The organism is Vibrio sp. S9_S30 (assembly GCF_014694455.1).
Taxonomy (GTDB): Bacteria; Pseudomonadota; Gammaproteobacteria; order Enterobacterales; family Vibrionaceae; genus Vibrio.
The window spans coordinates 57,218-81,915 of sequence record NZ_JAAUWT010000007.1 but is presented as its reverse complement, the minus strand read 5'-3'; the positions used below and the strand labels follow the sequence as shown (position 1 = coordinate 81,915).

The 24,698-nt window shown below is 45.4% G+C and carries 26 protein-coding genes; 7 read left to right on the top strand and 19 right to left on the bottom strand.

Annotated features, from left to right (window positions below; all coding sequences use genetic code 11):
* Window positions 1–38 precede the first annotated feature (38 nt).
* The 9 genes from HC752_RS10180 to HC752_RS10140 all read right to left on the bottom strand — a co-directional run bounded on the left by HC752_RS10180 (window position 39) and on the right by HC752_RS10140 (window position 7,411).
* The gene (locus HC752_RS10180) at window positions 39–1,787 is read right to left on the bottom strand and encodes a lysophospholipid acyltransferase family protein (RefSeq protein WP_190335041.1); all 1,749 of its coding nucleotides are present in this window, start codon (window positions 1,785–1,787) and stop codon (window positions 39–41) included.
* A 9-nt stretch (window positions 1,788–1,796) separates the two neighbouring features.
* Window positions 1,797–2,237 (bottom strand): YHS domain-containing (seleno)protein, encoded by a 441-nt coding sequence (locus HC752_RS10175; protein ID WP_446751434.1) that lies wholly within the window; start codon window positions 2,235–2,237, stop codon window positions 1,797–1,799.
* Window positions 2,238–2,262: 25 nt separating this feature from the next.
* Window positions 2,263–3,015, bottom strand: a complete 753-nt coding sequence (locus HC752_RS10170; RefSeq protein ID WP_190335039.1) for an NRDE family protein — start codon at window positions 3,013–3,015, stop codon at window positions 2,263–2,265.
* Complete coding sequence (locus tag HC752_RS10165) at window positions 3,015–3,563, bottom strand: DinB family protein (RefSeq protein WP_194717334.1); 549 nt, start codon at window positions 3,561–3,563, stop codon at window positions 3,015–3,017. Before HC752_RS10165 ends, HC752_RS10170 begins: the two co-directional genes overlap by 1 nt.
* A gap of 14 nt (window positions 3,564–3,577) precedes the next feature.
* On the bottom strand, window positions 3,578–4,729 hold the full coding sequence (locus HC752_RS10160; protein WP_190335038.1) for a D-alanine--D-alanine ligase: 1,152 nt from the start codon (window positions 4,727–4,729) through the stop codon (window positions 3,578–3,580).
* The gene (locus tag HC752_RS10155) at window positions 4,729–5,250 is read right to left on the bottom strand and encodes a DedA family protein (protein ID WP_238930493.1); all 522 of its coding nucleotides are present in this window, start codon (window positions 5,248–5,250) and stop codon (window positions 4,729–4,731) included. The genes HC752_RS10160 and HC752_RS10155 overlap by 1 nt, the downstream gene beginning before the upstream one ends.
* A 209-nt stretch (window positions 5,251–5,459) precedes the next feature.
* Window positions 5,460–6,308 carry a DMT family transporter gene (locus tag HC752_RS10150; RefSeq protein WP_190335036.1) on the bottom strand — a complete coding sequence of 283 codons (849 nt, stop codon included), beginning with the start codon at window positions 6,306–6,308 and terminating at the stop codon, window positions 5,460–5,462.
* An 8-nt stretch (window positions 6,309–6,316) separates the two neighbouring features.
* Window positions 6,317–6,775, bottom strand: coding sequence for a GNAT family N-acetyltransferase (locus tag HC752_RS10145; RefSeq protein WP_190335035.1), 459 nt, complete (start codon window positions 6,773–6,775; stop codon window positions 6,317–6,319).
* Window positions 6,776–6,850: 75 nt separating this feature from the next.
* Window positions 6,851–7,411, bottom strand: a complete 561-nt coding sequence (locus HC752_RS10140; protein ID WP_190335034.1) for a Crp/Fnr family transcriptional regulator — start codon at window positions 7,409–7,411, stop codon at window positions 6,851–6,853.
* 174 nt (window positions 7,412–7,585) lie between these two features.
* Between HC752_RS10140 and HC752_RS10135 the strand changes: the two genes are divergently transcribed.
* A complete protein-coding gene (locus HC752_RS10135; protein ID WP_190335033.1) occupies window positions 7,586–8,122 on the top strand; it encodes a hypothetical protein in 537 nt (178 codons plus the stop codon).
* On the top strand, window positions 8,119–8,601 hold the full coding sequence (locus tag HC752_RS10130; protein WP_190335032.1) for a hypothetical protein: 483 nt from the start codon (window positions 8,119–8,121) through the stop codon (window positions 8,599–8,601). Before HC752_RS10135 ends, HC752_RS10130 begins: the two co-directional genes overlap by 4 nt.
* Window positions 8,602–8,659: 58 nt before the next feature.
* Here the strand turns inward: HC752_RS10130 and cpdB are convergent, their stop codons facing one another.
* Complete coding sequence (cpdB, locus tag HC752_RS10125; protein WP_190335031.1) at window positions 8,660–10,621, bottom strand: 2',3'-cyclic-nucleotide 2'-phosphodiesterase; 1,962 nt, start codon at window positions 10,619–10,621, stop codon at window positions 8,660–8,662.
* Between the two features lie 385 nt (window positions 10,622–11,006).
* Here cpdB and cobA point away from each other — a divergent pair, with 385 nt between their 5' ends.
* The 5 genes from cobA (at window position 11,007) to cysC (ending at window position 16,745) form a co-directional block, all read left to right on the top strand.
* Complete coding sequence (cobA, locus tag HC752_RS10120; RefSeq protein WP_190335176.1) at window positions 11,007–11,867, top strand: uroporphyrinogen-III C-methyltransferase; 861 nt, start codon at window positions 11,007–11,009, stop codon at window positions 11,865–11,867.
* Between the two features lie 63 nt (window positions 11,868–11,930).
* Window positions 11,931–12,839 carry a sulfate adenylyltransferase subunit CysD gene (gene cysD, locus HC752_RS10115; protein WP_190335030.1) on the top strand — a complete coding sequence of 303 codons (909 nt, stop codon included), beginning with the start codon at window positions 11,931–11,933 and terminating at the stop codon, window positions 12,837–12,839.
* Window positions 12,840–12,856: 17 nt separating this feature from the next.
* Window positions 12,857–14,284: a sulfate adenylyltransferase subunit CysN gene (gene cysN, locus HC752_RS10110; RefSeq protein ID WP_190335029.1), complete on the top strand. Its 1,428-nt coding sequence runs from the start codon at window positions 12,857–12,859 to the stop codon at window positions 14,282–14,284.
* A 69-nt stretch (window positions 14,285–14,353) separates the two neighbouring features.
* Window positions 14,354–16,078: an SLC13 family permease gene (locus tag HC752_RS10105; RefSeq protein ID WP_190335028.1), complete on the top strand. Its 1,725-nt coding sequence runs from the start codon at window positions 14,354–14,356 to the stop codon at window positions 16,076–16,078.
* Window positions 16,079–16,127: 49 nt separating this feature from the next.
* The gene (gene cysC, locus HC752_RS10100) at window positions 16,128–16,745 is read left to right on the top strand and encodes an adenylyl-sulfate kinase (protein ID WP_190335027.1); all 618 of its coding nucleotides are present in this window, start codon (window positions 16,128–16,130) and stop codon (window positions 16,743–16,745) included.
* 101 nt (window positions 16,746–16,846) lie between these two features.
* Here cysC and HC752_RS10095 read toward each other — a convergent pair whose 3' ends face one another.
* The 9 genes from HC752_RS10095 to argF all read right to left on the bottom strand — a co-directional run bounded on the left by HC752_RS10095 (window position 16,847) and on the right by argF (window position 24,557).
* On the bottom strand, window positions 16,847–17,740 hold the full coding sequence (locus HC752_RS10095) for a TIGR03899 family protein (RefSeq protein WP_190335026.1): 894 nt from the start codon (window positions 17,738–17,740) through the stop codon (window positions 16,847–16,849).
* Window positions 17,741–18,027: 287 nt separating this feature from the next.
* Window positions 18,028–18,528, bottom strand: coding sequence for a DUF3299 domain-containing protein (locus HC752_RS10090; protein WP_190335025.1), 501 nt, complete (start codon window positions 18,526–18,528; stop codon window positions 18,028–18,030).
* A gap of 11 nt (window positions 18,529–18,539) precedes the next feature.
* Window positions 18,540–19,796 carry an ABC transporter permease gene (locus HC752_RS10085; RefSeq protein WP_190335024.1) on the bottom strand — a complete coding sequence of 419 codons (1,257 nt, stop codon included), beginning with the start codon at window positions 19,794–19,796 and terminating at the stop codon, window positions 18,540–18,542.
* A complete protein-coding gene (locus HC752_RS10080) occupies window positions 19,796–20,509 on the bottom strand; it encodes an ABC transporter ATP-binding protein (protein ID WP_190335023.1) in 714 nt (237 codons plus the stop codon). The genes HC752_RS10085 and HC752_RS10080 overlap by 1 nt, the downstream gene beginning before the upstream one ends.
* 155 nt (window positions 20,510–20,664) lie before the next feature.
* On the bottom strand, window positions 20,665–21,450 hold the full coding sequence (gene zrgA, locus HC752_RS10075; RefSeq protein WP_190335022.1) for a zinc uptake protein ZrgA: 786 nt from the start codon (window positions 21,448–21,450) through the stop codon (window positions 20,665–20,667).
* A gap of 39 nt (window positions 21,451–21,489) precedes the next feature.
* Entirely contained in the window at window positions 21,490–21,774 is a 285-nt protein-coding gene (locus HC752_RS25425; RefSeq protein WP_190335021.1) for a DUF2607 family protein, read from the bottom strand.
* A 157-nt stretch (window positions 21,775–21,931) separates the two neighbouring features.
* Complete coding sequence (gene pyrI, locus HC752_RS10065) at window positions 21,932–22,393, bottom strand: aspartate carbamoyltransferase regulatory subunit (RefSeq protein ID WP_190335020.1); 462 nt, start codon at window positions 22,391–22,393, stop codon at window positions 21,932–21,934.
* A gap of 15 nt (window positions 22,394–22,408) precedes the next feature.
* Complete coding sequence (gene pyrB / locus HC752_RS10060) at window positions 22,409–23,338, bottom strand: aspartate carbamoyltransferase (protein ID WP_190335019.1); 930 nt, start codon at window positions 23,336–23,338, stop codon at window positions 22,409–22,411.
* Between the two features lie 217 nt (window positions 23,339–23,555).
* Window positions 23,556–24,557 carry an ornithine carbamoyltransferase gene (gene argF / locus HC752_RS10055; protein ID WP_190335018.1) on the bottom strand — a complete coding sequence of 334 codons (1,002 nt, stop codon included), beginning with the start codon at window positions 24,555–24,557 and terminating at the stop codon, window positions 23,556–23,558.
* Window positions 24,558–24,698 lie beyond the last annotated feature (141 nt).

Here is a 24,698-nt window from a genome sequence, read left to right as displayed (position 1 = left end):
ACGGCGGAAGTCACTTTTCTCATCTTAAGTTCAAACGTTTACGAGTGATACTTTAGGTAAGTGTTGGCGTCTTCTTTTCCCATGTATTTCCCTAATGTTCTTTCGGGTACCTTGCGTAAGTCCACCACGATTAACCCGTCCAATGCGTCGTTAAATTCTGGGTCGACATTGAAACAGACCAACTGACCATTTAGACCTAGGTATTGTCGTAAAAGAACAGGTAAACCTTTCCCCTCTTCCATACGAGCAAGCACTTTGGACAATAGCTGCACACTGCCTAATGCACTGAGCATATCGTTCCGCCAAAAGACGGATGAATCCTGTTTAAGTGGTACAGACGGGGAAACCAAGTTGGCTTTATGTTCATCGTAGTGGTGAATGGATAAGCAACGAGCCATCAGTTGACGTGCAATTTGGCTGTAGTCATTGCTAATACTGACTGGACCGTATAAATGCGTGTATTTCGGATGGCGATAAACATAGCTTGCAATGCCTTTCCAAAGCATCAGGAGAGACTGCAGGTTTCGTTGATAAGGCTTATTGACGACAGAGCGACCAAGCTCAATTGAATGGTCGAGACTTTCGATGAACGATTGGCTATAGTGAAACAAACTGCGGGAATACAACCCTTTTAGTCCATGTTGCTGTAGGATTTCATCGACTTTACCCAGCCGATAGCTTCCGACCAACTGTTTGTCCTTACCGTGCCAAATGAAGAGGTGATCGTAATACTCATCATAGTGGTCAAGATCTAACGCCTTCCCAGTACCTTCACCCACCTCACGGAAGTTGGCTTCTCTTACTCTGCCGATTTCTTGAATCAGGTTTGGGATGTGTTTTTTTCTAGTGCAATAAACCGAGAAATCCCCTTGGGAGAGAAGCAAGCATTCACTGGGAAGGGCATTGATTTCTTCTTGTAAGGTCTCACTCTCAATGGCTCCCATGACGGGCGTCGAGAACGAAGTTGGTTGTAAGCTCTTTGATTGTCCTGACTGCTTGCGAAGTAAGTAGGTGTTCAGCCTGAGGTAATGAACCAAGTCTTGCTCTGAACTCAACGATTTCATCTCTGAGTAAAGAATGGGTTCGCCGATGGACAACTGTATTTGCGACGATCGCTTTCCAATCATCTCTCTACCTAACATAGCGGTTCTTAGAAGCGGGTGTATTTTACCAGCGAGATAAAACAGTGCGCTGTTTTTTCCTTCGATGTAAATAGGTACACATGTTGCTTCGCTTTTTTTGATCAGCTTGGCAACGGATCGGCTCCACGTTTTGTCTTGCAGCTGTGCATCTTGATAGGTAGAGACCTCACCCGCGGGGAAGATGATCAGTGCGCCGCCATTAGCTAAATGTTGGTGGGCACTACGCATGGCGGTTAGGTTGGTTTTGATAGCGCTTTTAGATTCAAAAACATCCACACCAATGAACAAATCAGATAATTCAGGAAGCTGCTTGAGTAATTCATTCGCCATCACTTTCACATCGGGTCTTTGGTGGCGGACCAAAGCAGCCAGAATCACACCTTCAATCGCGCCGAGTGGGTGATTGGCCACGATCACAACAGGACCTTGTTCAGGAATGTGACTTAAGGAACCTTGCTGAACGTGATAGTCGATATTAAGAGCTTGAAGTGTGTAATCCATAAACTCAAAACAATCGAGATCCATCGGACGCTTTTGATATAAGGAATCCAAATAACGTAGCCCTGTGACTCGCTCTGCAACCCGTTCTATTATTCGAAAAGGTGTGACCGCAGGAAGCTGGAATGGAGAAGAGGTAACTTGCATAGATTTCTCCTACTTGCTCACTAGCGTTGACCAGTTTTTATCGCCTTCGCGAATAAAACCAGGAATGTCTTTTTCCCAACGAGATTTAATGTCCGCGTCGTAGTTCAAGTACAGCTTCCCATCAACAATAGTCCACTGAAGGGGATCGCTTGGTGCCGTATCGTTTTTAAAGGCGATGGCCCAAGCGCAATACCCACCATATTGAGGCGCGTATTTCTCGGGGTTTTGAATGAATTTTTCTAGGTTTTCTTTGGATGCAAAATACCAATCAGCTCCCTGATATTCGATGATATGGTTGCTGCTGCCTTTTTGGGGCTCGCTGGCTTCGAAATAGCTCACGGCGTCATAACCGGAAATTGCTTTATTGCTAAAAAAGCCAGTATAGATAGGATCTGCCGCATAAGTCATAGCGGAAAACATCCCTAATACCAACGTACAAAGAACGGTGATAATGCGTTTCATAATTAGGTCCTCGTTATGCAATTTTCACATGGGATGCAGGGAGCAAAGAGATTCTATTTTGAGTCAGGTACAACTCCGTAATGCCGCAGCAAGGTGCCCCAGGGTGATAGCTCATGCCTTTTTCTGAATCCGTGACCAAAATATGCGTAAAACTGACGGTATGGGCGTCTTTACGGTGCATACAAGTGGATAAGTGCCCTTTGCTTGGAATGTGGGAAGCGTGAAATTCCAGTAGACCATCGACATTGGCACAGGGGGCTGTGTAGGCTTGGTAACACTCACTTCTCAATTCAAACGCTTTTTGGTAATCGACGGAAGACGAGATCAAGGGAGGGCTTGGGCGTATGTAAACCAACGATTGTCCAGTCCAACAAACGCCTTTGACTGCCGAATGGTGACGCGTTAAGTCGGGTTCAAAAATCAGCAATGAAAATGGTGCAAAAGCGGTCAAATCAATCGATTGTAAGTACTCATCTACTTGTGCGTAATTCCGAAAAGCCGCCAGAGATTTCACCAGCAAACCTCGACTTGTTAATACACCCTTAGGAACGTTACCTTGGTAGTAATTCAGCAAGCAGATCGACTGCCCATATTCATTCGTCACAATCCAACTGCCACCACCGTCTGGATCGACGGGCATAAGGTACTCGACACCTTGGTGGCAAAAAGGCGTGGGCGGGATCGCTTGTGCCCGGCTTTTCTGCTCGTCTCGATTAAAGAAAACTTGATAGCCGTCATCATTTAGCAGCCAAGATACGGTGCACATTAGCTTTGCTCCCTTAAGTACGTTGCGGTCGCTGGTGCAAATCCCAGTTCTTTGTCTGTCTGATAACCTAATTGAATGGCCAGAACTTTCATTAGTGCGTAATGATGCGTTGCATGAGAAGCGGCAAACGCGACTTCTCGTTCTAGTTGAGAAGTGAGTTCTGCACTTAATGTTTCCGACAAGGCGACTTCGGTTTTAACGGATATGACACGTTTCATTTCCTCGGAATTCAGCTGGCTGAGCCACTGTTTAATCACTTGAAATTCAACAATGGCGAGTTCTCGTGTTTTTTCCACATCATGGCCACGTCTTCGGAGGTTGTAATCCACCCCATTTTCGTAGTCAGAAAGAGCATGAAAAATGTCGAGTACGTGACGACAATGTTCGCCTATAGAACTCGTCACGAGAGGTGGCTTTGCCCGTTGATAGTCGTCGGCGCTGATTTGCATCAGAAAATCAATACCCTGATCAATGGTTTCAATGGCTCCCAGTATAGTGGCTGATAAATTTTGCAATGGAGCAGTAAGCGAAATGGGCGCAATTTGCATAAGTTGTCCTTGTTCTAATCGGTTTGCGGATACGCACTAACAAGCTGCTTTTCTTCGCGCCACGCTGCCAGTAACTGGCTTATTGATGGTGGCTTATGTCCAGCTTTTTTCTGCAATGCGCCAATCGCAAACAGCGTGCGATATTGAAATAAAAGGGTGGAAAAAATTTCTCGTAATGGGGTTTTTCTATCCCAAATGTGGGCCGCTTCTGAACTGGCTCCATTAATTTCTAAAATGGTGAAGTTCTTTCCATCCATGAGTTGGTAAATGTCTTGAAACTTAATGTCCAACCGCCCATAACAGAAGCCGTCGACATCATCAAAGATTCGATCTAATTGCTCTGTTAACGCATTTGAAATGAACTGATTCCCGTTTCTGAATATGCAGCCTCGGCTGTGGCTCCCAGCAAATGCCAACTGAAACGATTCGCCTTGATCCAAAATATGATCGAGCTTGTCTTGATGACGCGGGAAATATAAGTGGGTCAGTTGACCCGCTCGAGGATCGGCTTCAATCAGTTCCTTAAGGGTTGATTTTCCATCACCTTCAACAAATGGCGCGTATTTCAATGTTAGGGATATGATTTTCCCCTTCTTTTCGCCAGGGTAGCGTACGTAGAACACCCCCGCTTCGGCTGGGTAAGGGGCTTTCTCTTGCAATAGAAATCGAGAGCCCTTCGGGAAACTTTCGAAATACCGCGTCAGTTGATCCATGTTACGCAACAATTTAACACCAGCACCACGGCAGCCGAGATCCGGCTTCGCGACGATAGGAAAATTCAATCCTTTAGCTTGCATCAATTGATAAGCCCTAGAGGACTGCTCGTCCACGTCTTCCCCTGTTTGAGATACCGTGATAAAGGGGGAAATCCACTGACTGGCATAGCTGCCCGCCAAAGAAAGAATGTCGTGCTTCGATTCCCCCACCATGCCACTGAGTTTAATGCTCGGATTGGCCACCAGTGGTAAGCGAACATCACCATAACGTAAAGCAAGCGCCAAACTTTGCAGTACAACTGGGGTATAGAACACCCAAGCTGGCAAAAATTCGTAAGGTGAAATGCTACCTTGCTGATCCTGTACAAACTTTGGCATCCCTTGATTGATACCAGTTTCAACGTCGATCGCTTCAATCTGGCTATCTAGTGCCAACGGCGAACTTGTCATTACACTCTCCTCGAAAAGCGAGATTTCATTAGTTGATTACCCAAAAACAGAGTGATAAACAGCACTGATATAAGTAACCATTGATGTGAGCTGGCTTGAATCCATGCCTGTTGACCCAGCCAGAAAGTGCAGCCAAATATCAATGCCGTCCACAATGCTGTCGCAAACAGTACGGCAGACATGAAAGACGCGAGAGGCAGTTGAAAAAAGCCACTTAAGGAATAGCCCAATGTCCGAAGACCTGGGATAAAACGAATAATGAAAAGATTAAAAATAGGGCGGCTGTGCAGTTTGTGGCGAACCCAGCGCATCGACTTATGAGAAAGCAGACGATAGCGTAACCAACGAGATTGGTGAGCCCATTTTCCTAAGTAATAAAGCCCCAAATCACCTGTAGCGATACCGACAAAGATGGCAATCAATGCCATGGAGGTTGGCATGACCCCTTGAGTTGCCAGCCCAGCTGCACCCAATATGGCAAGATCTTCAAGCAAATACGAAATCAGAACGATCCCAAGCATCAAGCTCAAGAGTGTTTGTTGCGACGCCCAAAGATTAAACTGTTGCGCATATTCAGCCACGTCTAACTGCACCTTTGTATGAATTTCGTGAAACTATTCTTGGAGTGACCACCTAGGCGTGGAAAACTTCAGGAATAGCGCAATAACTTCAACAAAGACCGGAGAAAAGTGCTGAAGTATTCATCATTTCATAAAAAGTTTAGACGTTATTAAGAAGGTTGATGCTTTTTGATGGCGTTAATAGGCATCATTGGCAAAACAATCAGTAAGATACCGAACACGGTGATCCAATCAGGAATTTCGTTAAACCACAACACGCCAAATAACGTAACGAACAACAAACCAGAATATTCCGCTAGGGCAATTTGCGATGTTTCCGCTTTTTTGTAGGCGGCAACGGCAAAGCCATTGTAAGTAAGAATGCAAAACGCGCTGACAACAATCCACATTACGGGCTCAAATGAAATCGGTTGCCAATTTGCCCATGCTAATGCACCAGAGATGGGTAAGGAAAAGAGGGAGGTCCAAAATAACGTTGCCGCGACAGGCTGATTCCCTGGAAGCTTTCGAACCAGCACATTAAAGAGCGCCACTGCTATTGCTGTGCCCAAAGCAAAAATGGCTGCCCAATGAAATTGCGACGGTCTCAGCACCAGCAGTACGCCAACAAAGCCAACCGTTGTGGCGAGAATTTTGGTTGTTCGAGGCTTTTCTTTAAGTAACCATGCCGAAAGAGGAAGCATTAATAGCGGAGCGGCATAGAAGACTGCATTGGCTGTTGCTAACGGTAAGTGAGTAATTGCTACCACCATACAAGCACTGCCTATAAGCACTAGGTGTGAGCGTAATAGGTTGACAGGTATGCCTTTTAATCTGCGTTCGGTTGGTTGAAGGCGAACCCAAAGTGGCAAAACAACCAGAACGGAAAACAATTGGCGAATGAATATGTATTGGAATACATTCGCGCCGTCTCCTAGAACCTTAACAGCAACATCTGACACCGACGCCATGACGTTGCCAGCAATCAAGAACAAGAGTGCAAGGTTGGTTGGGGTCATAAGCGCTTTTATTTCGCTTCCCTGACCATACCAATATGAGGAATACCATCTTCTAGGTACATTTCTGTGCACTGCACAAAACCATGTTTTCCATAGTACTGGCTAAGGTGTTCTTGAGCACTTATTTTAACGGGAACGTTACCCCACACAGACTCTACGTTCGTAAGGGCTTGCTGCATCAATTCATGCCCAAGCCCAGTGCCTCGTGCACTTTCTTTGGTCGCCACTCGTCCGATGCTTGCCACATCTGAATAACTGATGCCTTTAGCGAGTAACCGAGCGCAAGCGACCAGCTCCTCCCCATCATATCCCAATAGATGGAAAGCCCCTTCTGCATGGTCTTTGTCATCCAATTCGGGGTAAGGGCAGTCTTGCTCCACAACAAATACATCCACCCGTAATTTGATCATTTGGTAGAGCTGCATAGTGGAAAGTTGGGTAAAAGATAGGAGTTGCCAATGGATCATAGTAAACCTCTGTATATCTAGAACCGACCAATGTATGACAAAGGAGGTAAGTACTCATTAACTTTTGTTCCCTTCTTATTTAAGGCGCTTTTTAATGCGGTTCAGGCTGATATGGGGGATGCCTAAGTATGCCGCGATTTGGTAATCCGTGATCCTTGAAACCAAGTCTGGGTAAGCTTCACACAATAGGCTGTATTTTTCTTCAGGCGAGTGAAGCAACATAAAGCGCTCTTTTCCTTCTTTATACATCAACTGGGTTTCCAGCAAACGAATATATAGAGGATGCGATTCAGCCCGCCACTGCTCAATCAATTCGACTGGAAACGACAGCAGTTTGACCGGTGTCAGCGATTCAAGAAGATAAGGAGACGGTTCACTCTTCACTAAGCTTTCAAAGCTGATTAGCCAATCCACTTCCCAGTAGAACTCTTTACTGTATTGCTTTTCATCACTGGTTAGGTAACACGCGTGACACAAGCCTTCTAGCAAAAAGAAGACATGAGAAGGGGATTCCCCCTGATGGGTCAAAATATGCCGAGTAGGGAGTTCAAGTAAGGTGGCGCAAGAAAAAATGGACTCAATTTCATCATTCGAAAGATTGAATTGTTCGAGATTCTGTTTGAATAATTCTTCCATTTAATAATATCTATCCGTATTGGCTGAGACTGACATTGTCTGAAGTGTAACTGATATTCCGGCTGGTTACATGGTTGAGAGAAGTAAGCCGACACAATCAATTTTAAGTTTGACCACAAGAGCGGCAATCTATGTGATCTACAGTGGTGGTAATTGGAAAGGGAGCTTCAAGAGATGAAATATGCCATTTTACTTTTCTTTGCGGTATGTGGTTGTGAGGCACAAGAACTGTCTGTTCAAAGCATTCACGCATTATTGAAAAGTCATGCTGTGGGATATACGCCTTGGCGAGCCGCAGATTTTGTTAGCAGCCAATCGTTACAAAATAATAATGTTCTCAGACCTTTGTTGGTGAAAGATTTGAATTCTGATGGCCGAGAAGACTTAATTTTCGATGGTCTGTTGTACGGTGATAATAAACTCCTTGTGTTGCTTTCCGACTCTGGTAGCTACAAAGTTATTTACTCTGATTCTTGGCATAGAGTTACACAACCAAGCCAGAACAAAGTAATGAAAGAGGGAAATGTACTTCTCGGTTTAAACTACTTGGTATGGGCAAACGAAACCTTCTCTAATGAAGAAGAATCCGTACTGTCTATAGGCTATCCACAGCAAACGAATGCGTCAGGAGATGTTGTGGCTGATGGTGAAATGTTGTCAGTGTATTTAAATGAGAATGGAGAATTGTTTTTTGAGGGCGAAACACTGTGAAGATACTTATAAGAACAATAGTAACCTTATCTATTCTGGCGGTTCCAAACCTTGCCTACACAAGTCAGTGCACTCAGTCACCCTTGACTATTTCTGAAGGTGAAAATGCGGTTTATCAAACTTTTTATGAAGATGAAAAATTGCTGCATTATGTTTTCTATTCCGACGGAGATTTGATTATCTACGAACATCGATTCTGTTTGATGAATGATTACCAAATGGATTACTTTTCGAAAAAACTGAATGAAGAAAAAGTGCAAACTCGCTTAGCAGAATTCATTTCCTCTATTAGTGCAAAACATCACTTAAAAATTAAGAAAGACTTCTTCTCTCCTCTATTCACGACAGGTGGGGCTGATGATCATTTCTATTCGGCAAAAAATGAAAATGTTGAGGTCTCTCGAGCTGTGGAAAAAGCGAATTTTCGAGTTTTGTCTGAAAACTTCAGTTTGTATATTGGCATTGGTGGAATGCATTAAAAAACCGCAGTCTTGGCTGCGGTTTATCTTAATCAGAGTTGCTTTAAATAGGTAGTGGCTATTTTTGCAATTCCAATCGGTATACTCCAAATCCAACATCATCGGTTGCGACGCGCTCCATTGGGTATTGACCTTTCTCTTTAATAAAGGCGGCTGCTTGTTCACTTGGTGAGGTTTCAAAGCGGATATCCAGCTTTGTGTCACTTGTGATTGGGGTGAATGACCAGTTGTTATCGGCACTTGGTGTAAATTGCCCATTTTCTTGGCTCACACGGGAGATGTAGTTGGCCAATACCGTGCGGTTTTCATCGGGTGCATCGAACGCCACAAATTCTGAACCTGTACCCGGGAACTTGTTGCTGTACGCACGGTAGTTATTGGACGCGATAAGGAAATCTTGCTTCATATCGATAGGCTTGCCTTGATAAGTTAACCCCACGATGCGTTCAGATTCTGCATTGATGACCTTACAGTCGCCATCGTATTTCGCTGGTTGAGTAATATCGATTTGGTAGTTCACACCGTCAATCACATCGAAGTTGTACGTACGGAAGTCATCCCAATCAATCAAACTTTGCGGTGCCGATGAAGCAGTATCAATTTGTTTGAATTGTCCGGCAGAACACTCCAGCCACTCTTTCACTTCATTACCCGTGACTTTCAAGGCAACCAAAGTGTTTGGATATAGATAAAGATCTGCGGCGTTACGGAAGGTCAGCTCGCCAGACTCAACTTCCGTGAAGTTAGCTGGGTCATTTTTACGACCGCCAGCTTTAAATGGCGCTGCCGCAGATAGCACAGGTATACCAGCAAGATCAGGGTCACCCTGAATAAAGCGTTCTACGTAGTCTTTTTGCGCTAAGTTGACGATTTGAATCGTTGGGTCATCTTGAACCAATGCCAAGAAGCTGTACATCACGTCGTTGGCTTTACCTATTGGCTGGTTTACAAAATCGCGAGTGCCTTTGTGGTCGGCTTCTAGCGCTTTCACCATGTCTTTGTCTGGTTCGGCGAGCGAGGTTGTCGATTTCATATCGAAAATGGGGCGCGCTTCGGCTTGCCCTTTCGATACCTTCCAACCCTCTCCGTCTTTTTCTAAGACGAGATCCATCACACCAACGTGGCTGCCCCAGCGACCCGGCATAACCGATACCACGCCGTTAATGGTGCCTTTTGTATTGTCGATGCCTTGGAGGTTATCGAACCCTTTACCAGGGAACACAGAGTGAGCATGACCGAATGCAATCGCGTCAATGCCTTCGATTTCTGATAAGTACAGTGTTGAGTTTTCTGCGCCAAGTTTGTATGGATCACTTGAAATACCAGAGTGCGGTATGGCAATGATAACGTCGGCTCCTTCGGCTTTCATTTTTGGAACCAGATCTTCGGCGGTCTCTTTTATGTCTTTGGCAAAAATTTTGCCTTCAAGGTTTTTCTTATCCCATACCATAATTTGGGGTGGAACGAAGCCAATGTAACCCACCTTGACTTCTTGGAGGTTGCCACTGACGTCTTTGAACTGGTGTGTTTTGATGATGTAAGGGGTGAAATAGTGTTCGCCCGTTTTCTTGTCGAATACGTTGGCGCTGATGTAAGGAAAATTGGCATCATCAATGGTTTCCATCAGGAAATCCAAACCGTAGTTGAATTCGTGATTACCAATGTTGCCCACATCGTAATTCAGTTGGTTCATGGCTTTGTAAACGGGGTGCACTTCGCCTTTATCAATTCCTTTGGCTGCCATGTAGTCACCCATAGGGCTACCTTGGATCAGGTCACCATTATCAACCAAAACGCTGTTCGTTACTTCTTGCTGAGCTTGTTTTACTAATGTTGCCGTTCGGGTTAAGCCCATCTTTTGAGATGGCTTATCTTTGTAATAATCGTAATCCATCACATTTGTGTGAATGTCGGTGGTTTCAATGATTCTCAGTTTAATGGTGTCAGCCATTGCTGGACCAGCAATGGTGAATAAGCCACCAAGTACCGCAATAGAAAGAGGATTCACAGCCAGTTTCATGGTTTGCTCCGATGTTATTAAGACGAAAAGAAATAGAATAAAAAGTGATATGCCGAAATGTAACAAACAATCATGAAGCAAAATTGTCTTACCTATAAATAGTGTGAGCTACGGTGAAGGGGAAAATGTCAAACTGTTAGCTATAAACCAAATTTTCTATTGGTTTCGTAACGAATGAATTCCTTAATTCGCATCTTATAAATACAACATGGCACGATTTTGGAGGGCGTTTTTTCACAGGAAGAACAAATTACTCAATATTCATGTCTCATGCTTTTTTGTTCTTATCAGCTTTTCGAATAAAAAATGAAATTTTAGAATTTCAGGTAATAACGGATGCTGGTCATAATGCTACCATCATAGGGAAATAACAATGATGAGTACCATGGCTGGCATAGACACACTGACGCAATTCACAAACAAAAAGCCTCGTTTAGTGGCAGAGCGTTCGAGCTTGGCTCGAAAAAGTAAGCTTCGCCCCGGTGAAGTGGCGTTGGTTGGCGCAGGGCCAGGTGACGCAGAGCTGTTAACATTAAAAGCACTGAGCTACCTTCAGCAAGCCGACGTCGTTCTATACGATTACCTTGTCTCGGATGACATCATGGAGTTGGTTCCTGATGACACGATATTGGTGTGCGTAGGAAAGCGTGCGGGTCACCACAGTGTTCCGCAAGCGAAAACCAACCAGTTGCTGGTGGATTTCGCTCGCCAAGGTCATCGGGTTGTGCGCATTAAAGGCGGCGATCCATTTGTGTTTGGTCGTGGTGGCGAAGAATTGGAAGTTTTATTTGAAGCGGGTGTGCCTTTTCAGGTAATTCCTGGCATTACTGCCGCTGCTGGCGCGACAGCGTACGCAGGGATTCCATTGACGCATCGCGATTATGCGCAATCGGCAATGTTCATTACGGGTCATCTGAAAGCGGAAAGCGATCAGATGGACTGGTCAACGTTAGCTCGTGGTAATCAGACATTGGTTATCTACATGGGTTTAATGAAATCCAGCTACATACAAGACCAATTGATCAAATTTGGTCGTGATGGTGAAACACCTATTGCCATCATCGAACGTGGTACTCAATCCTGTCAGAAAGTATTCAAAGGCCAGTTAAACGAATTGGCAGATCTCGCCGTGCATGCGGAATCGCCTTCTCTCATTGTCGTGGGGGAAGTGGTTAATCTGTCCAGCAAGTTGAGCTGGTTTGGTGAAAACCAACAAGATTTAGAGCCAGCACTGAGTTTTGCCTAACTCTTGTTTGACTCTGAGCATATTTGAAAGCTCGTCGACGAGCCTTAAAGGAAGCAAAAGAAAATGGATCAACAACGATTAACTCACTTACAGCAGCTAGAAGCGGAGAGCATTCATATCATCCGTGAAGTGGCTGCTGAATTTGATAACCCCGTCATGATGTACTCGATCGGTAAAGATTCATCGGTGATGCTGCATTTAGCACGTAAAGCGTTCTACCCAGGAAAAATTCCTTTCCCGCTGCTGCACGTTGATACCGATTGGAAATTTCGCGAAATGATTGAATTTCGTGACCGCACAGCAAAAAAATACGGATTCGATCTTTTGGTTCACAAGAACCCAGAAGGTTTGGCAATGGGTGTTGGTCCGTTTACTCACGGCTCTTCAAAGCACACCGATATCATGAAAACTCAGGGCTTGAAGCAAGCGCTGAACAAATACGGTTTCGATGCGGCGTTTGGCGGCGCTCGTCGTGATGAAGAGAAATCACGTGCGAAAGAGCGTGTGTATTCTTTCCGCGATAAGAACCATACGTGGGATCCAAAAAATCAGCGTCCTGAACTGTGGAAAACCTACAACGGTCAAGTCAATAAAGGGGAAAGCATTCGTGTCTTCCCACTGTCAAACTGGACCGAGCTGGACATCTGGCAATACATCTACCTTGAGAATATTGAAATCGTTCCATTGTACCTAGCAGCCAAGCGTCCTGTTGTAGAGCGCGATGGCATGTTGATCATGGTGGATGATGAGCGTATGGAAATTGCAGAAGGTGAAAAAGTAGAAGAGCGCAACGTTCGCTTCCGTACTTTGGGTTGTTACCCACTGACTGGCGCAATCGAATCTGACGCGACCACGCTTCCAGAAATTATCGAAGAGATGCTAGTGGCGACATCGAGTGAGCGTCAAGGACGTGCGATCGACCACGATCAGTCAGGATCGATGGAACTTAAGAAACGTCAAGGCTACTTCTAAATCTAAGGAAAGAAAACATGAACAGTGCTGTTGAAGCTCAATTAGCAGAGTTGGGGATCGAAGGGTACCTCAATGAACACCAACACAAATCTCTACTTAGATTCCTGACTTGTGGTTCAGTAGATGATGGTAAAAGTACATTAATCGGTCGCTTACTGCATGATTCCAAACAAATTTATGAAGATCAGTTAGCCGCCGTTCACTCAGACAGTCAGCGTGTCGGAACAACAGGTGAAAAACCCGATTTGGCGCTATTGGTTGACGGTTTGCAGGCAGAACGTGAGCAAGGGATCACCATCGACGTCGCGTATCGTTATTTTTCGACTCAGAAGCGCAAGTTCATCATCGCGGATACGCCGGGACATGAGCAATACACGCGTAATATGGCAACAGGAGCATCAACGTGTGATGTGGCTGTTATCCTTGTGGACGCGCGTAAGGGCGTTCTGGATCAAACGCGTCGCCACTCGTTTATCTCCAGTCTTCTTGGTATTCGTCATTTCATCGTTGCGGTGAATAAGATGGATTTGGTTGAATTCTCGCAAGAGCGTTACGAACAAATCAAACAAGAATACTTGGATTTCTCGAAGAAGCTCGAAAGCAATATCGACATCCAGTTGATTCCTATTTCAGCGTTGGAAGGCGACAACGTCGTCGACAAGAGCGAGCCAATGAGCTGGTACACAGGTCCTTCGTTGTTGGAGCTATTGGAAAACGTTGATGTTGACCAAGAAAGAGGCGACGGCGAATTCCGTTTCCCTGTCCAATACGTGAACCGTCCTAATCTTGATTTCCGTGGTTTTGCGGGCACGGTGTCTTCTGGCTCGATTGCCGTGGGCGACGCGATTCGTGCTCTCCCTTCGGGGAAAACCTCGAAGGTGGAAAGCATCGTTACGTTCGATGGAAACTTGGAATCCGCACAAGCGGGTCTGGCTGTCACGCTAACGCTAGAAGATGAAATCGACATTAGCCGTGGTGACTTGATTGTGCTTGAGAAAGCCAACATCGATTCAACAAACCGTATTTTGGCTGATGTGGTATGGATGACGGAAGAGCCACTCAAGCCTGGCAAAGATTACGATATCAAAGTAGCCGGTAAGAAAACAGTGGGTCAGGTTGAAGCGATTCAATACCAATATGACATCAACAACTTATCTAAGCATGACGCGCAAGAAGTGCCACTCAATGGTATTGCTTCATGTGAGTGGTCTCTGAATGAGACGGTTGCTTTGGATGCTTACCAAGACTGCGCCGATACAGGTGGCTTCATTATCATTGACCGCTTAACCAATGTTACCGTGGGTGCGGGTTTGATTCGTGAGCGCTTAAGTGAAACGGAAGTTCAAGCGGGCGATTTCTCTGCTTTTGAACTTGAACTGAATGCTTTGGTTCGTAAGCATTTCCCGCATTGGGGTGCGAAAGACTTGAGCAAATTGCTTAAATAGAAGCTCATGGGTGAAAGCCCTTAAATAAGGGAGCGACAATGCTCCCTTACTTTTCTCAGAGAGTAGGGTATGTGGGTACAAGGATTTGTATTAGCGGTGTTGCTTGGCATCGTGACCTGTTTATTGGTCACGCGCATTAAGCCGAGTATTATTTTTGCTGGTGCGGCATTTCTCGCTTATATGGCTGGACTGAGTGACATCACCGAGATCGCCGCAAACTTTACTAACTCATCATTGCTGACATTGGTGCTATTGATACTGGTGTCTTGTGCGCTTGAAAAATCTCGTTTAATCAGCTGGGTAAGCCGTCATATCTCAGAAGGACGTTTGGGTACGGTGGTGGCTAAGCTTGGGATTTCTACCGCATTGCTTTCTTCGTTTACCAACAACACCGCGGTTGTGGTGTCCTTAATTGGTGCGATAAAGCGTAATCAACAGCATTCTCCGTCGCGATTACTGATCCCCCTCAGTTATGCCGCCATTTTAGGAGGGACGCTGACCCTGATCGGCACATCAACAAACCTGATCATCAACAGTTTTGTGGAAGACGCGGGGCTCCCGAGCTTGAGCTTTTTCACCCCAACGTTGATCGGTTTGGCGGTTTTGGTGGGGGGCATGTTGATCCTAGTTCCGTTGAGCTACCTGTTGCCAAATCATGAAGATCATTCTCAAGATGACCTGCCTTATTTTTTAGAGGCCATTGTCGAGCCAGGCTCTCCACTCGTTGGCCGAACCATTGCAGAAAACAACCTGCGAGCATTAAGAAAGCTGTTTTTAGCTGAAGTGATACGAGAAGGGGAAACCACCGCCTCGGTCGATCCGGATTTTGTACTGCAAGCAAAGGATCGTTTGCTGTTTTGTGGCGACGTAGAAAGCGTTGCAACCTTGCAAGAAATTCAAGGGCTAAAACTATTTGGTCAACACCACCTTAACGGGCAAAGTTTTGTCGAAGTGGTTGTTAGCTCCTCAGCGTCCATCTGCAATAAAACGCTCAAATCTTCACAATTCCGTGATCGTTTTGATGCCGTTGTCGTTGCCATTCGTCGCGGTCATGAACGATTAGAAGGCGGGTTGGGTAATGTACGTCTGACGGCGGGCGATACGCTCGTGCTGGTTCCAGGCAAACGTTTTAAAGCTGAAAGACGCACACACAGTAGAGAATTTGTCCTAGTTAACGATCTTGATTCCACGGCTCGGTTGGATTCGAATAAGTCCACTATCGTGCTGTTGGGTTTTGCGATCGTGATTGGTTTAGCGTTATTGGAAGTGCTTCCCTTACTCAAAGGCCTAGCGGGTTATCTGCTGGTCTTACTTGCCGCTGGCACGGTGACGTTTAACGAGCTCAGAAGACGTTTTCCTACCGATATTGTGGTGATTGTGGGCAGTGCGCTGACGATTGCACAACTCATGATGTCATCTGGCTTGTCGGTGAGGCTGGGGGACATGTTTATCGAAACCTTTAATGGCTGGGGAGTGTTTGGCGCATTGGTCGCAACCTACCTGCTCACATTGGTGCTGACGGAACTTATTACGAACAACGCAGCGGCTGCGCTTGCTTTCCCATTAGGGTACAGCATGGCGATTGGCTATGGGGTTGACCCGATGCCATTTATTATGGCGGTGTTGTTTGGCGCCAGTGCCAGTTTTATTTCGCCATACGGCTATCAAACCAATTTATTGGTGTACAGCGTAGGCAATTATCACATAACGGATTATTTGCGGGTTGGCTTGCCCATTTCATTGGTGTATTCAGCTTTAGTGCTGACGCTGATCCCTTACTTTTTTCCATTTTAAGTCTATGCCTTAAGAACAGGTGTGGCGGTTTATAAAGGACTGAACGACTATGACAACAACAACCGTACAGCGCGATGAAAACGTCGTATGGCATCAGCATTCGGTAAGTAAGACTTCGCGTGCGAAGCAAAAAAATCAGCAGCCAGCCGTACTGTGGTTTACAGGGTTATCGGGCGCAGGCAAATCGACCGTTGCGGGTGCTCTGGAAGTAAAATTAGCGGAGCTGGGGTATCACACGTACTTGCTGGACGGTGACAATGTTCGCCATGGGCTGTGTAGTGACTTAGGTTTTTCTTCGCAAGACCGCCGTGAAAATATTCGTCGAATTGGCGAACTGGCTAAATTAATGGCTGATGCTGGTCTTATCGTGTTGTCAGCGTTTATTTCTCCGCACCGCGCTGAGCGCCGAATGGTTCGTAACATGCTCGAGGAAGGTGAGTTCCTTGAAGTTTTTGTAAACACTTCTCTGGATGTCTGTGAGCAGCGCGATCCGAAAGGGCTCTATAAGAAAGCGCGAGCCGGTGAAATCAAAAACTTCACAGGCATTGATTCTGAATACGAAACACCGGAAAACCCAGAAATTGACTTGCCCGCAGGCGAGAAGCCCATCGATGAATTGGTTGAATTGTGTTTGGTCGATCTAAGAAGTCGCGGCATCATTAAGTAACCCGCATTAGAAATAGACATAGAAATAGACATAGACATAGACATAGACATAGAAAAGGGAATCACTTGGTGATTCCCTTTTTCAGTTTTCATGGTAGGCGGTTAAACACTTTGATTAATATTACTGCCAGCTTCCGTTTGCACGGTGAACTTTTGTGCCAACAGTGCCATGAGTTGGTCGTAATAGTTGTTATTGGGCTTATTACCCAGTAAACGGCATAGCTCATCCCCCGTTGGTGTGAAGCGGTAGTAGAGTAAGCGTATGCCCTTGCTCATGGGTTGAAGTGCGATTTGTTTACCTTGATAACTGATCAGTAGAGCAGGGTCGAAATCCACTTCCCCAGATTCGAGCTCCGTACCTAGCACTAAACCGAGTTCTATCAAATGCAACAAACTGGAGTAGGGGAGCTGATACGTCCCCATGTTGACGACCGTTGTATTCTCTTTGGTATAGAACCCGAGAAACCCTTCCTTAGACTTGAAACCGAGCAGTAATTTCTTGCTGCTATCACTGCCAAAACTGCACGCTAATGAGGCCGCACGTTGTAGGTTTTGAGCTTCTTTGGGCGACATGTCTTTTAGCACTTGAAGGGCTTTCATGGAAGTGGATCCAGGATTGGTGATTTCACGCTTGAGGACTTGGCTCCATAATTTTTGCATTGAGGAGTTATGAATGTCTTGCGCCATATCGAAGAAGCGGTATAGCCAGTCGGCGTCTGGTTCGCCTGCGGTTTCGTTATTGCAGCTGCTGTGTGCGAACTTAAGGATTTGTTCTAAGTTTTTTTGGCGTTGCTCTTGGCGTTTTTTCTGGCGACTGATGGCACGTTCAATAGCAGAGGTTTCAGGCGACTCGTCTTGCAACAGCGCATCTAACTGGTGAACCTGAGCAATTTGAATCACTCGGCTTGCACTGTCACGTATAAACGTTTTCTTTTTATTGGGTGTGATTTTGGTGCTTGCTTGTTCTATGACTACAGGCTTGTTGTCTTCTGCCATCGAGTGAATCCCATATGATTTAGTGCTGCTTTAATATACTAATTGGGCATTCTAGCCCGAGTCCAGCAAACTTATTGGAACTTTATCAAGATTTTGACTATTCGTAATGCTAATGATTTGTTAAAGTTGTTGCGATTGTATTGGAGGTGATATGCAGGAGATGAAAGGAGTAAAACTTCGAAAGCATATATCCATTGCGTTATTGCTTTTGATTTATATTGCAGTGTTAGCCTACCTTTCTAAATTCATTGTTTAGTCGGGCAGACTAACTTTTCGATTTAAGCGTCTTAAGTGTCGTCGTATTCTTCTATTTCAATTCCTTCAATCAAATAACCTGTCTCGGCTAAATCGGAATTGATGGTCTCAGTTTTCAATGTGCCCACCACATAAATAACATCCCATAACTGATGGATAGGTGCGCCTTTTTCAAACTTCACGTAGATAATTTGATTTGGCGGTGGCGGAGGAACATGAACACAAGCGCCAAAGTAGGGCACCAGCAAAAACTCAGTCACCTTTTTGTCATCGCCTTCCAAAGGGATAACAAAGCCAGGAATCTTCACTTTACTGCCATTCAATTCTGGGCGAACACTGCCCACTTTCGATTGGCGAACCTCTGCTGTGTTGTGATCCGCTGCGGGCATCCCCCCTGCGGTAAATTGCTTTCTTTCGCTCTCTGGAATGAGGTCAATCCAGTCCAGAGTTAATGTTTCTACGGTCACTTTATCTGCGTAAGCGGGAGCCATAAAGCTCAATGCGCAGCAAAGGAGGAGCAGAATTTTTTTCATTTGATGTCCTTCTATATCCTTATTGTCATACCGTCCGCCAGAGATTGACGATACGCTCTGAATGCGGGAATAAACCCGATGAGTATACCTGCACTTTGTACTAATCCAAGTAGCATCCACTCGTGAGTACTCAACACGGTCAGTTCTATATTTATGCCATACAATTGCGCAGCAATGGGGCTTATTATTGCAATTAATATGTAAAGAAGTGCAATACCAAATCCGATGCCAGCCAGTGTCAGTGCGCTGGCCTCACTAATCAATAGGAAAAAGATGTGTTTAGGGCGCGCGCCCATCGCTCGCAATATCGCCATCTCTCTTCTTCGCTCTTGCAAGCTGGTTAACAGGCTGCTTAGCATGCCCAGTAATCCGGCCACGACCACAAACCCTGATACCGCCAATAATGCTTGTTCAGCAATCGACATCATCCCCCAAAGCTCATGAAGGGCAATGCCTGGTAAGATCGCACTCATGGGTTCTTTGTTGTAGGTGTTGATTTGGCGCTGTAGTGAAAAAGTATGGATTTTCGATTTCAGCCCTAGCATAAAGGAAGTAATTTGTTTTGGCTGGAAATTCTGCTGTTCTAGTGCGTCTGAGCTGGGCGTATCGCCAATTTTTGCACCGGACTCCCAACCTACATGAATCGCCTCAATGGCTTGCAAGGAAACATGAACCGTTTTATCTACTGGCGTGCCTGTGGGGGCAAAAATGCCCACAATTTTAAAAGGAAGGGTGTCGTGGCGAGTGAATGACTTATCACTGATGCCATGGGCAATGATGATTTCATCCCCCACCTTATAGTTCAGCGCTTTAGCCACATCGGCCCCAATAACGGTCTCGAATAGGCGGCTGAAAGGCTTGCCTTCACGCAATTCTAGAGGTTGTTTTTTGCCGTAACGAAAATGTTCAAAATAGCTTTGGTTGGTGCCAAGTACTCGAAAGCCTTGATGGGAGTCGCCTAAAGACATAGGAATTGCCCATTTTACCGATCGGTGTTGGCTAAACTCTTCAAAGCTTTTCCAGTCGATGTTGTTTGTGGCGTTACCAATTCGGAAAACAGAATAAAGCAGCAAGTTGACTTGACCCGAGCGAGAGCCCACGATCAAATCCGTGCCAGAAACCGTATTAGCAAAGCTGCTTTTGGCTTGTGTCCGTATGCGTTCAACCCCAAGTAGCAGCACCACTGAGATAGCAACGGTGAGAATGGTTAAGAACGCCGTTGCTTTGCGATTGCCGAGACTTTTACGGGCAAGATGAAGAATAGCCATTAGCGGTTGCCTCCTAGAGCCTGGTTGATATTCGGTAGATCGATGGTTCGATCGAAGAAAGACTCCAACGTTGGGTCGTGGCTCACAAAGACTAAGGTGGTATTGGCTTGCGTGGCTTCTTCCATTAGGAGTTCAATAAAAGCGGCACGGTTGTCATGGTCAAGTGCCGATGTGGGTTCGTCCGCAATCAGCAATTCAGGATGACCAATCAGAGCTCGGGCAGCAGCGACGCGCTGTTGCTGACCAATGCTGAGATCAATGACAGGGGTGTGGATCTTATCTTTTGGTAAATGCAGACGTTCCAGTAAATGTTTGGCTTCTTGTTCCAGCGACTGCTTAACATTATGTTTGCGAATGCTGGAAAACTGGCAAGGCAGCAGCACATTATCAATCACTGATAAATACGGCAGTAAATTGAATTGCTGAAAAATGTAGCCAATATGATCGGCTCGAAAGCGATCGCGTTGCCCTTGCGAAAGGCTAGAAACGGTTTCACCTAATAGGGTAATTTTGCCGTGTTGTGGCGTTAAAATACCGGTCAACAAACCCAGTAATGTCGATTTACCGCAGCCACTTGGCCCTTTGATGAAAACTCGCTCTTTTTGTAAAACGGCAAATTCAGAAATGTGCAAGGTATCCGGGGCATCCTGTGTCCAAGCGTAACGGATATCTTGCAGAGAAATAATCGGTGAAGAGTTAGGAGAGGCTGTCATGCTGTGATCCGTTCTATTCAAGAGTCAATCGATTCCGTTTATTCAATACCCAGTTAGGTGCGGTTTATCTTTCGCGGTGTAACCCTTTCGAAAGACAAATCGAACCCAGAAAGCTGGGTATTGTTTTATCTGATGTTATGAATCAATACAGATGGTTAGAACGACACCTTGTCGTTGTTCTTACTCATCTTGGTCGCGATTTGAGCTTTTTCTGTGATCATGTTTACGCTTATTGATTCTGTTGATGGGAAGTGATTGAACCATTGCGTGTCGATCTGGTTTAGCTTCGCGATGCTGCCACAATCGAAGTGGTATTCAACGATGAACTCACCGTGTCCGCCATCTTCTTCGTGTTCTTCATGATCATTTTTATCATGGTTGTGCTTATCATCATCGTCGTGATGCGCATCATGCTTGTCGTGATCGTGCTTGTCATCGTCGTGATGCTCATCATGTTTGTCGTGGTCGTGCTTGTCATCGTCGTGATGCTCATCATGTTTGTCGTGGTCGTGCTTATCATCGTCGTGATGTTCATCATGTTTGTCGTGGTCGTGCTTATCATCGTCGTGATGCTCATCATGCTTGTCATGATCGTGCTTATCATCGTGACCGTCATCTTCTCCCAGTGTGTGACGAACTTCGGTAAAGACCGGTTTACACTGAGCGGCACTGGAAAGTGTCATCACTTTGTCGGCTTGGTTCAATACAGACAACGCGTTCTCTATTTGTTGTTTTTGTTCTGCATTTTTCGGTGCGCTTTCAAAGCCAACGACGTCTGCGCCAGGAGCATGGATTTCCATCAATAGCTCGTTGCCATCTTGCGCGATATTCAGTTCTACTGAACCGTGGACGTGTGCATCATGCTGGCGAAATTCTTCTGCTTGTGCCGATGTTGATACGATAGCTGCTGCCAAGAGTGAAAGTTTAAATACGTGGTTCATGTTTACCTCTGTTTATAAATTTGAATGGAATATAAGTGGCTAAACGTGAACGAAAGGTGGGGAGCGAGCATGATACAAAGGCAGCGGCGCAAAGCTGGGTTTCAGAACATCGTAGATTTGAGTCCAGAAAAAACGCGGTACATATGGGATGGATGGCAGTGACCCTGAGAGTGCATACTTACTGACAGAAAACATCTCACACGTATGTTCTTGATGGTGTGCGGGTTCCCAATCCTGACTGTGTACAACAAACGCTGCACTCAACCACAGCACGCAGCTAATGGCGAGAAAAGCGAAGAATGGTTGAAACGTCCGTAAATGCATTTGAGTCAAATATCAAAAATAAAGGGTAAATGTAATAACATAACAAGAGTGCTGCAAGCGAATTTTCCTCCCTTTCAAACCCGTGTCATTGTTACAACAATAAAGAGCGACCCAAAGGACCGCTCTTTCTGCTGAATACTATAAATAATGATGATGATTAAAGTTCGGTGACAATCTCGCGTGAAAACGCTTTTTCGCAGTACTTACACTTCAAACGCACATCTTCATTTCGTTCAATGAGCGTAAATGAGGTATCGACAGGTTCGAAATTCGAAATGCAGTTGCTGTTCGGGCAGGCGAATACGCCTAAGATTTTTTCAGGCAGCGATAGCGCTAATTTTTTCACCACCTTGTACTCTTCGATTTGATTCACCGTGGCATGTGGCGCATACAACGCCAGTTTTTGTGCTTGATCTTCGTTGATAAAGACATTTTCAATCTTCAGCAGATCTTTCGCGCCTAATGCCGAAGAGGGCAAGTTTAATCCAACGGTGACACGCTGCTCTGAATTGTGCATATCAAATAAGCGTAAAACCTTAATACCGATTTTAGCAGGGATGTGGTCGATAACGGTGCCGTTACGAATCGCTTCTACCTGCAATTGAGTTTCTTTAGCCATGATATTTCTCCTCAGTTACAGAGTGTCGTTAAGTACAAGTGCCAGCAGTGCTTCACGGGCGTAAACGCCATTTTCGGCTTGCTGGAAGAAATAGGCGTAAGGGGTTTTATCGACATCCACTGTGATTTCATCCACACGCGGAAGTGGGTGGAGCACTTTGAGATTGTTTTTGGCGTCGGTCAGCATGGCTGCCGATAGCACATACGCCGATTTGATGTGGGCGTATTCCGATTCATCAAAACGCTCCTTTTGCACTCGCGTCATGTATAAGATATCGAGCTCAGGCACCACGTTTTCCATTTCAGTGTGTAGGCTGTATTCGATGCCCGCATCATCCAGCTCTTCACAAATGTAGTCCGGCATCGCCAGTGCTTCTGGCGCAATGAAGAAGAAGCGGTTATTTCGGAACTTGGCCAAAGCTTGAGTTAGAGAATGTACAGTACGTCCGTACTTCAGATCCCCCACAAAGGCGACATTTAGGTTATCTAAACGGCCCTGAGTTTCGTAGATACTGAACAGATCCAATAGTGTTTGTGTTGGGTGCTGGTTTGCGCCATCGCCAGCATTAATTACTGGAACGTTATTGGAAAATTCAGACGCCAAGCGAGCTGCGCCTTCTTGTGGGTGGCGCATAACAAACGCATCGACGTAAGAAGAAATGACCTGTACAGAATCCGCCAGTGTCTCACCTTTCTTGGCAAGAGACGTGTTGCCATCGTTATCAAAGCCGATGACATTGCCACCAATGCGCTGCACAGCGGTTTCAAATGACAGACGGGTTCGAGTGGAGGGTTCAAAGAAGCAACTTGCGATGACTTTGTTTTTAATGAGCTCTGGTTGAGGGTCATTTTTCAGCTGACCAGCTGTTTTCACGATCAGCTCCAGCTCGTCACGAGACAGCTCGGAAATGGATATGATGTGTTTTTGATAGAGTGAGTTCGCCATGATCTTCTTCCCTATGGTGATGCCATAAAAAAGCCCCCCTATTGAAGGGAGGCTTTAAAAAATAATACGGGAACAATAAAACAAAACAGGGAAGCCTAGTCGCTTCTTCATCATCACGAAATCAGAGATGAGGGTGTGTTTCATTAATCGTTCCTCAGACAAATTGCGGAGAATTATACGCCTAAGGAACGTGATCGCAAGCGATTACACTCGGTTTTTATCCGAGGGTCGCCACCATCACGGCTTTGATGGTGTGTATGCGGTTTTCGGCTTGATCAAAAACAATGGATTGCTCGGACTCAAACACCTCTTCGGTGACTTCTAGCCCCTTTAAACCGTATTTCTCGGCGATCTCTTTACCGATGGTGGTGTCATCATTATGGAAGGCGGGCAGGCAATGCATAAATTTGGTGTTTGGGTTGCCTGTGGCGCTCATGACCTTAGCGTTAACTTGATAAGGCGTCATTTGTGCAACACGCTCATCCCATGCTTCGGGCGCTTCTCCCATGGATACCCAAACATCGGTATAGAGAAAATCTGCCCCTTGAACGCCAGTGTCGACGTTTTCTGTGAAGTGCAAAGAGGCGCCGGTGGATTGAGCAATGGTTTGGCATTCGTCGATCAATTCTGAGCTTGGCCAATACGCTTTGGGGGCGACCACAGTAAAGTGCATGCCCATTTTTGCCGCACCGACCAAAAGAGAGTTCCCCATGTTGTAGCGAGCATCACCAAGGTAGGCAAATTGAATGTTATTTAGAGCTTTACCATCGCTGTGTTCGAGCATGGTTAAAAAGTCGGCAAGGATCTGAGTGGGGTGGAATTCGTCGGTTAGCCCATTCCATACCGGTACACCAGCGTGTTTACCGAGTGTTTCTACGATGTCTTGCCCATAGCCACGATACTGAATACCATCGTACATTCTGCCCAGTACACGAGCGGTATCTTTCATGGATTCTTTATGGCCGATCTGAGAGCCAGATGGACCAATGTAAGACACTTGTGCTCCTTGATCAAAAGCAGCGACTTCAAATGCACATCGAGTTCGGGTAGAGGCTTTTTCGAATATTAATGCGATATTCTTCCCGATAAGTTTTTTCTGTTCAGTGCCTGAATATTTTGCCGCTTTCAACTGCTGAGACAGCTGAACCAGAAAGTCAATTTCCTTGGGCGTATAGTCAAGAAGCTTTAAGAAGTTGCGATTGCGTAAATTGAAAGCCATAAGTCTTCCTTCGATAAGGCAGTGCGTTAAAAATTATTTATACATATAAATTCACTTTTTGTGAATGTTTATTTTAAATTAAAGTAAAAAAGGTTGATACTGTTAGCATCAACCTTTTGAGTGGTGCAACCCATCATACTA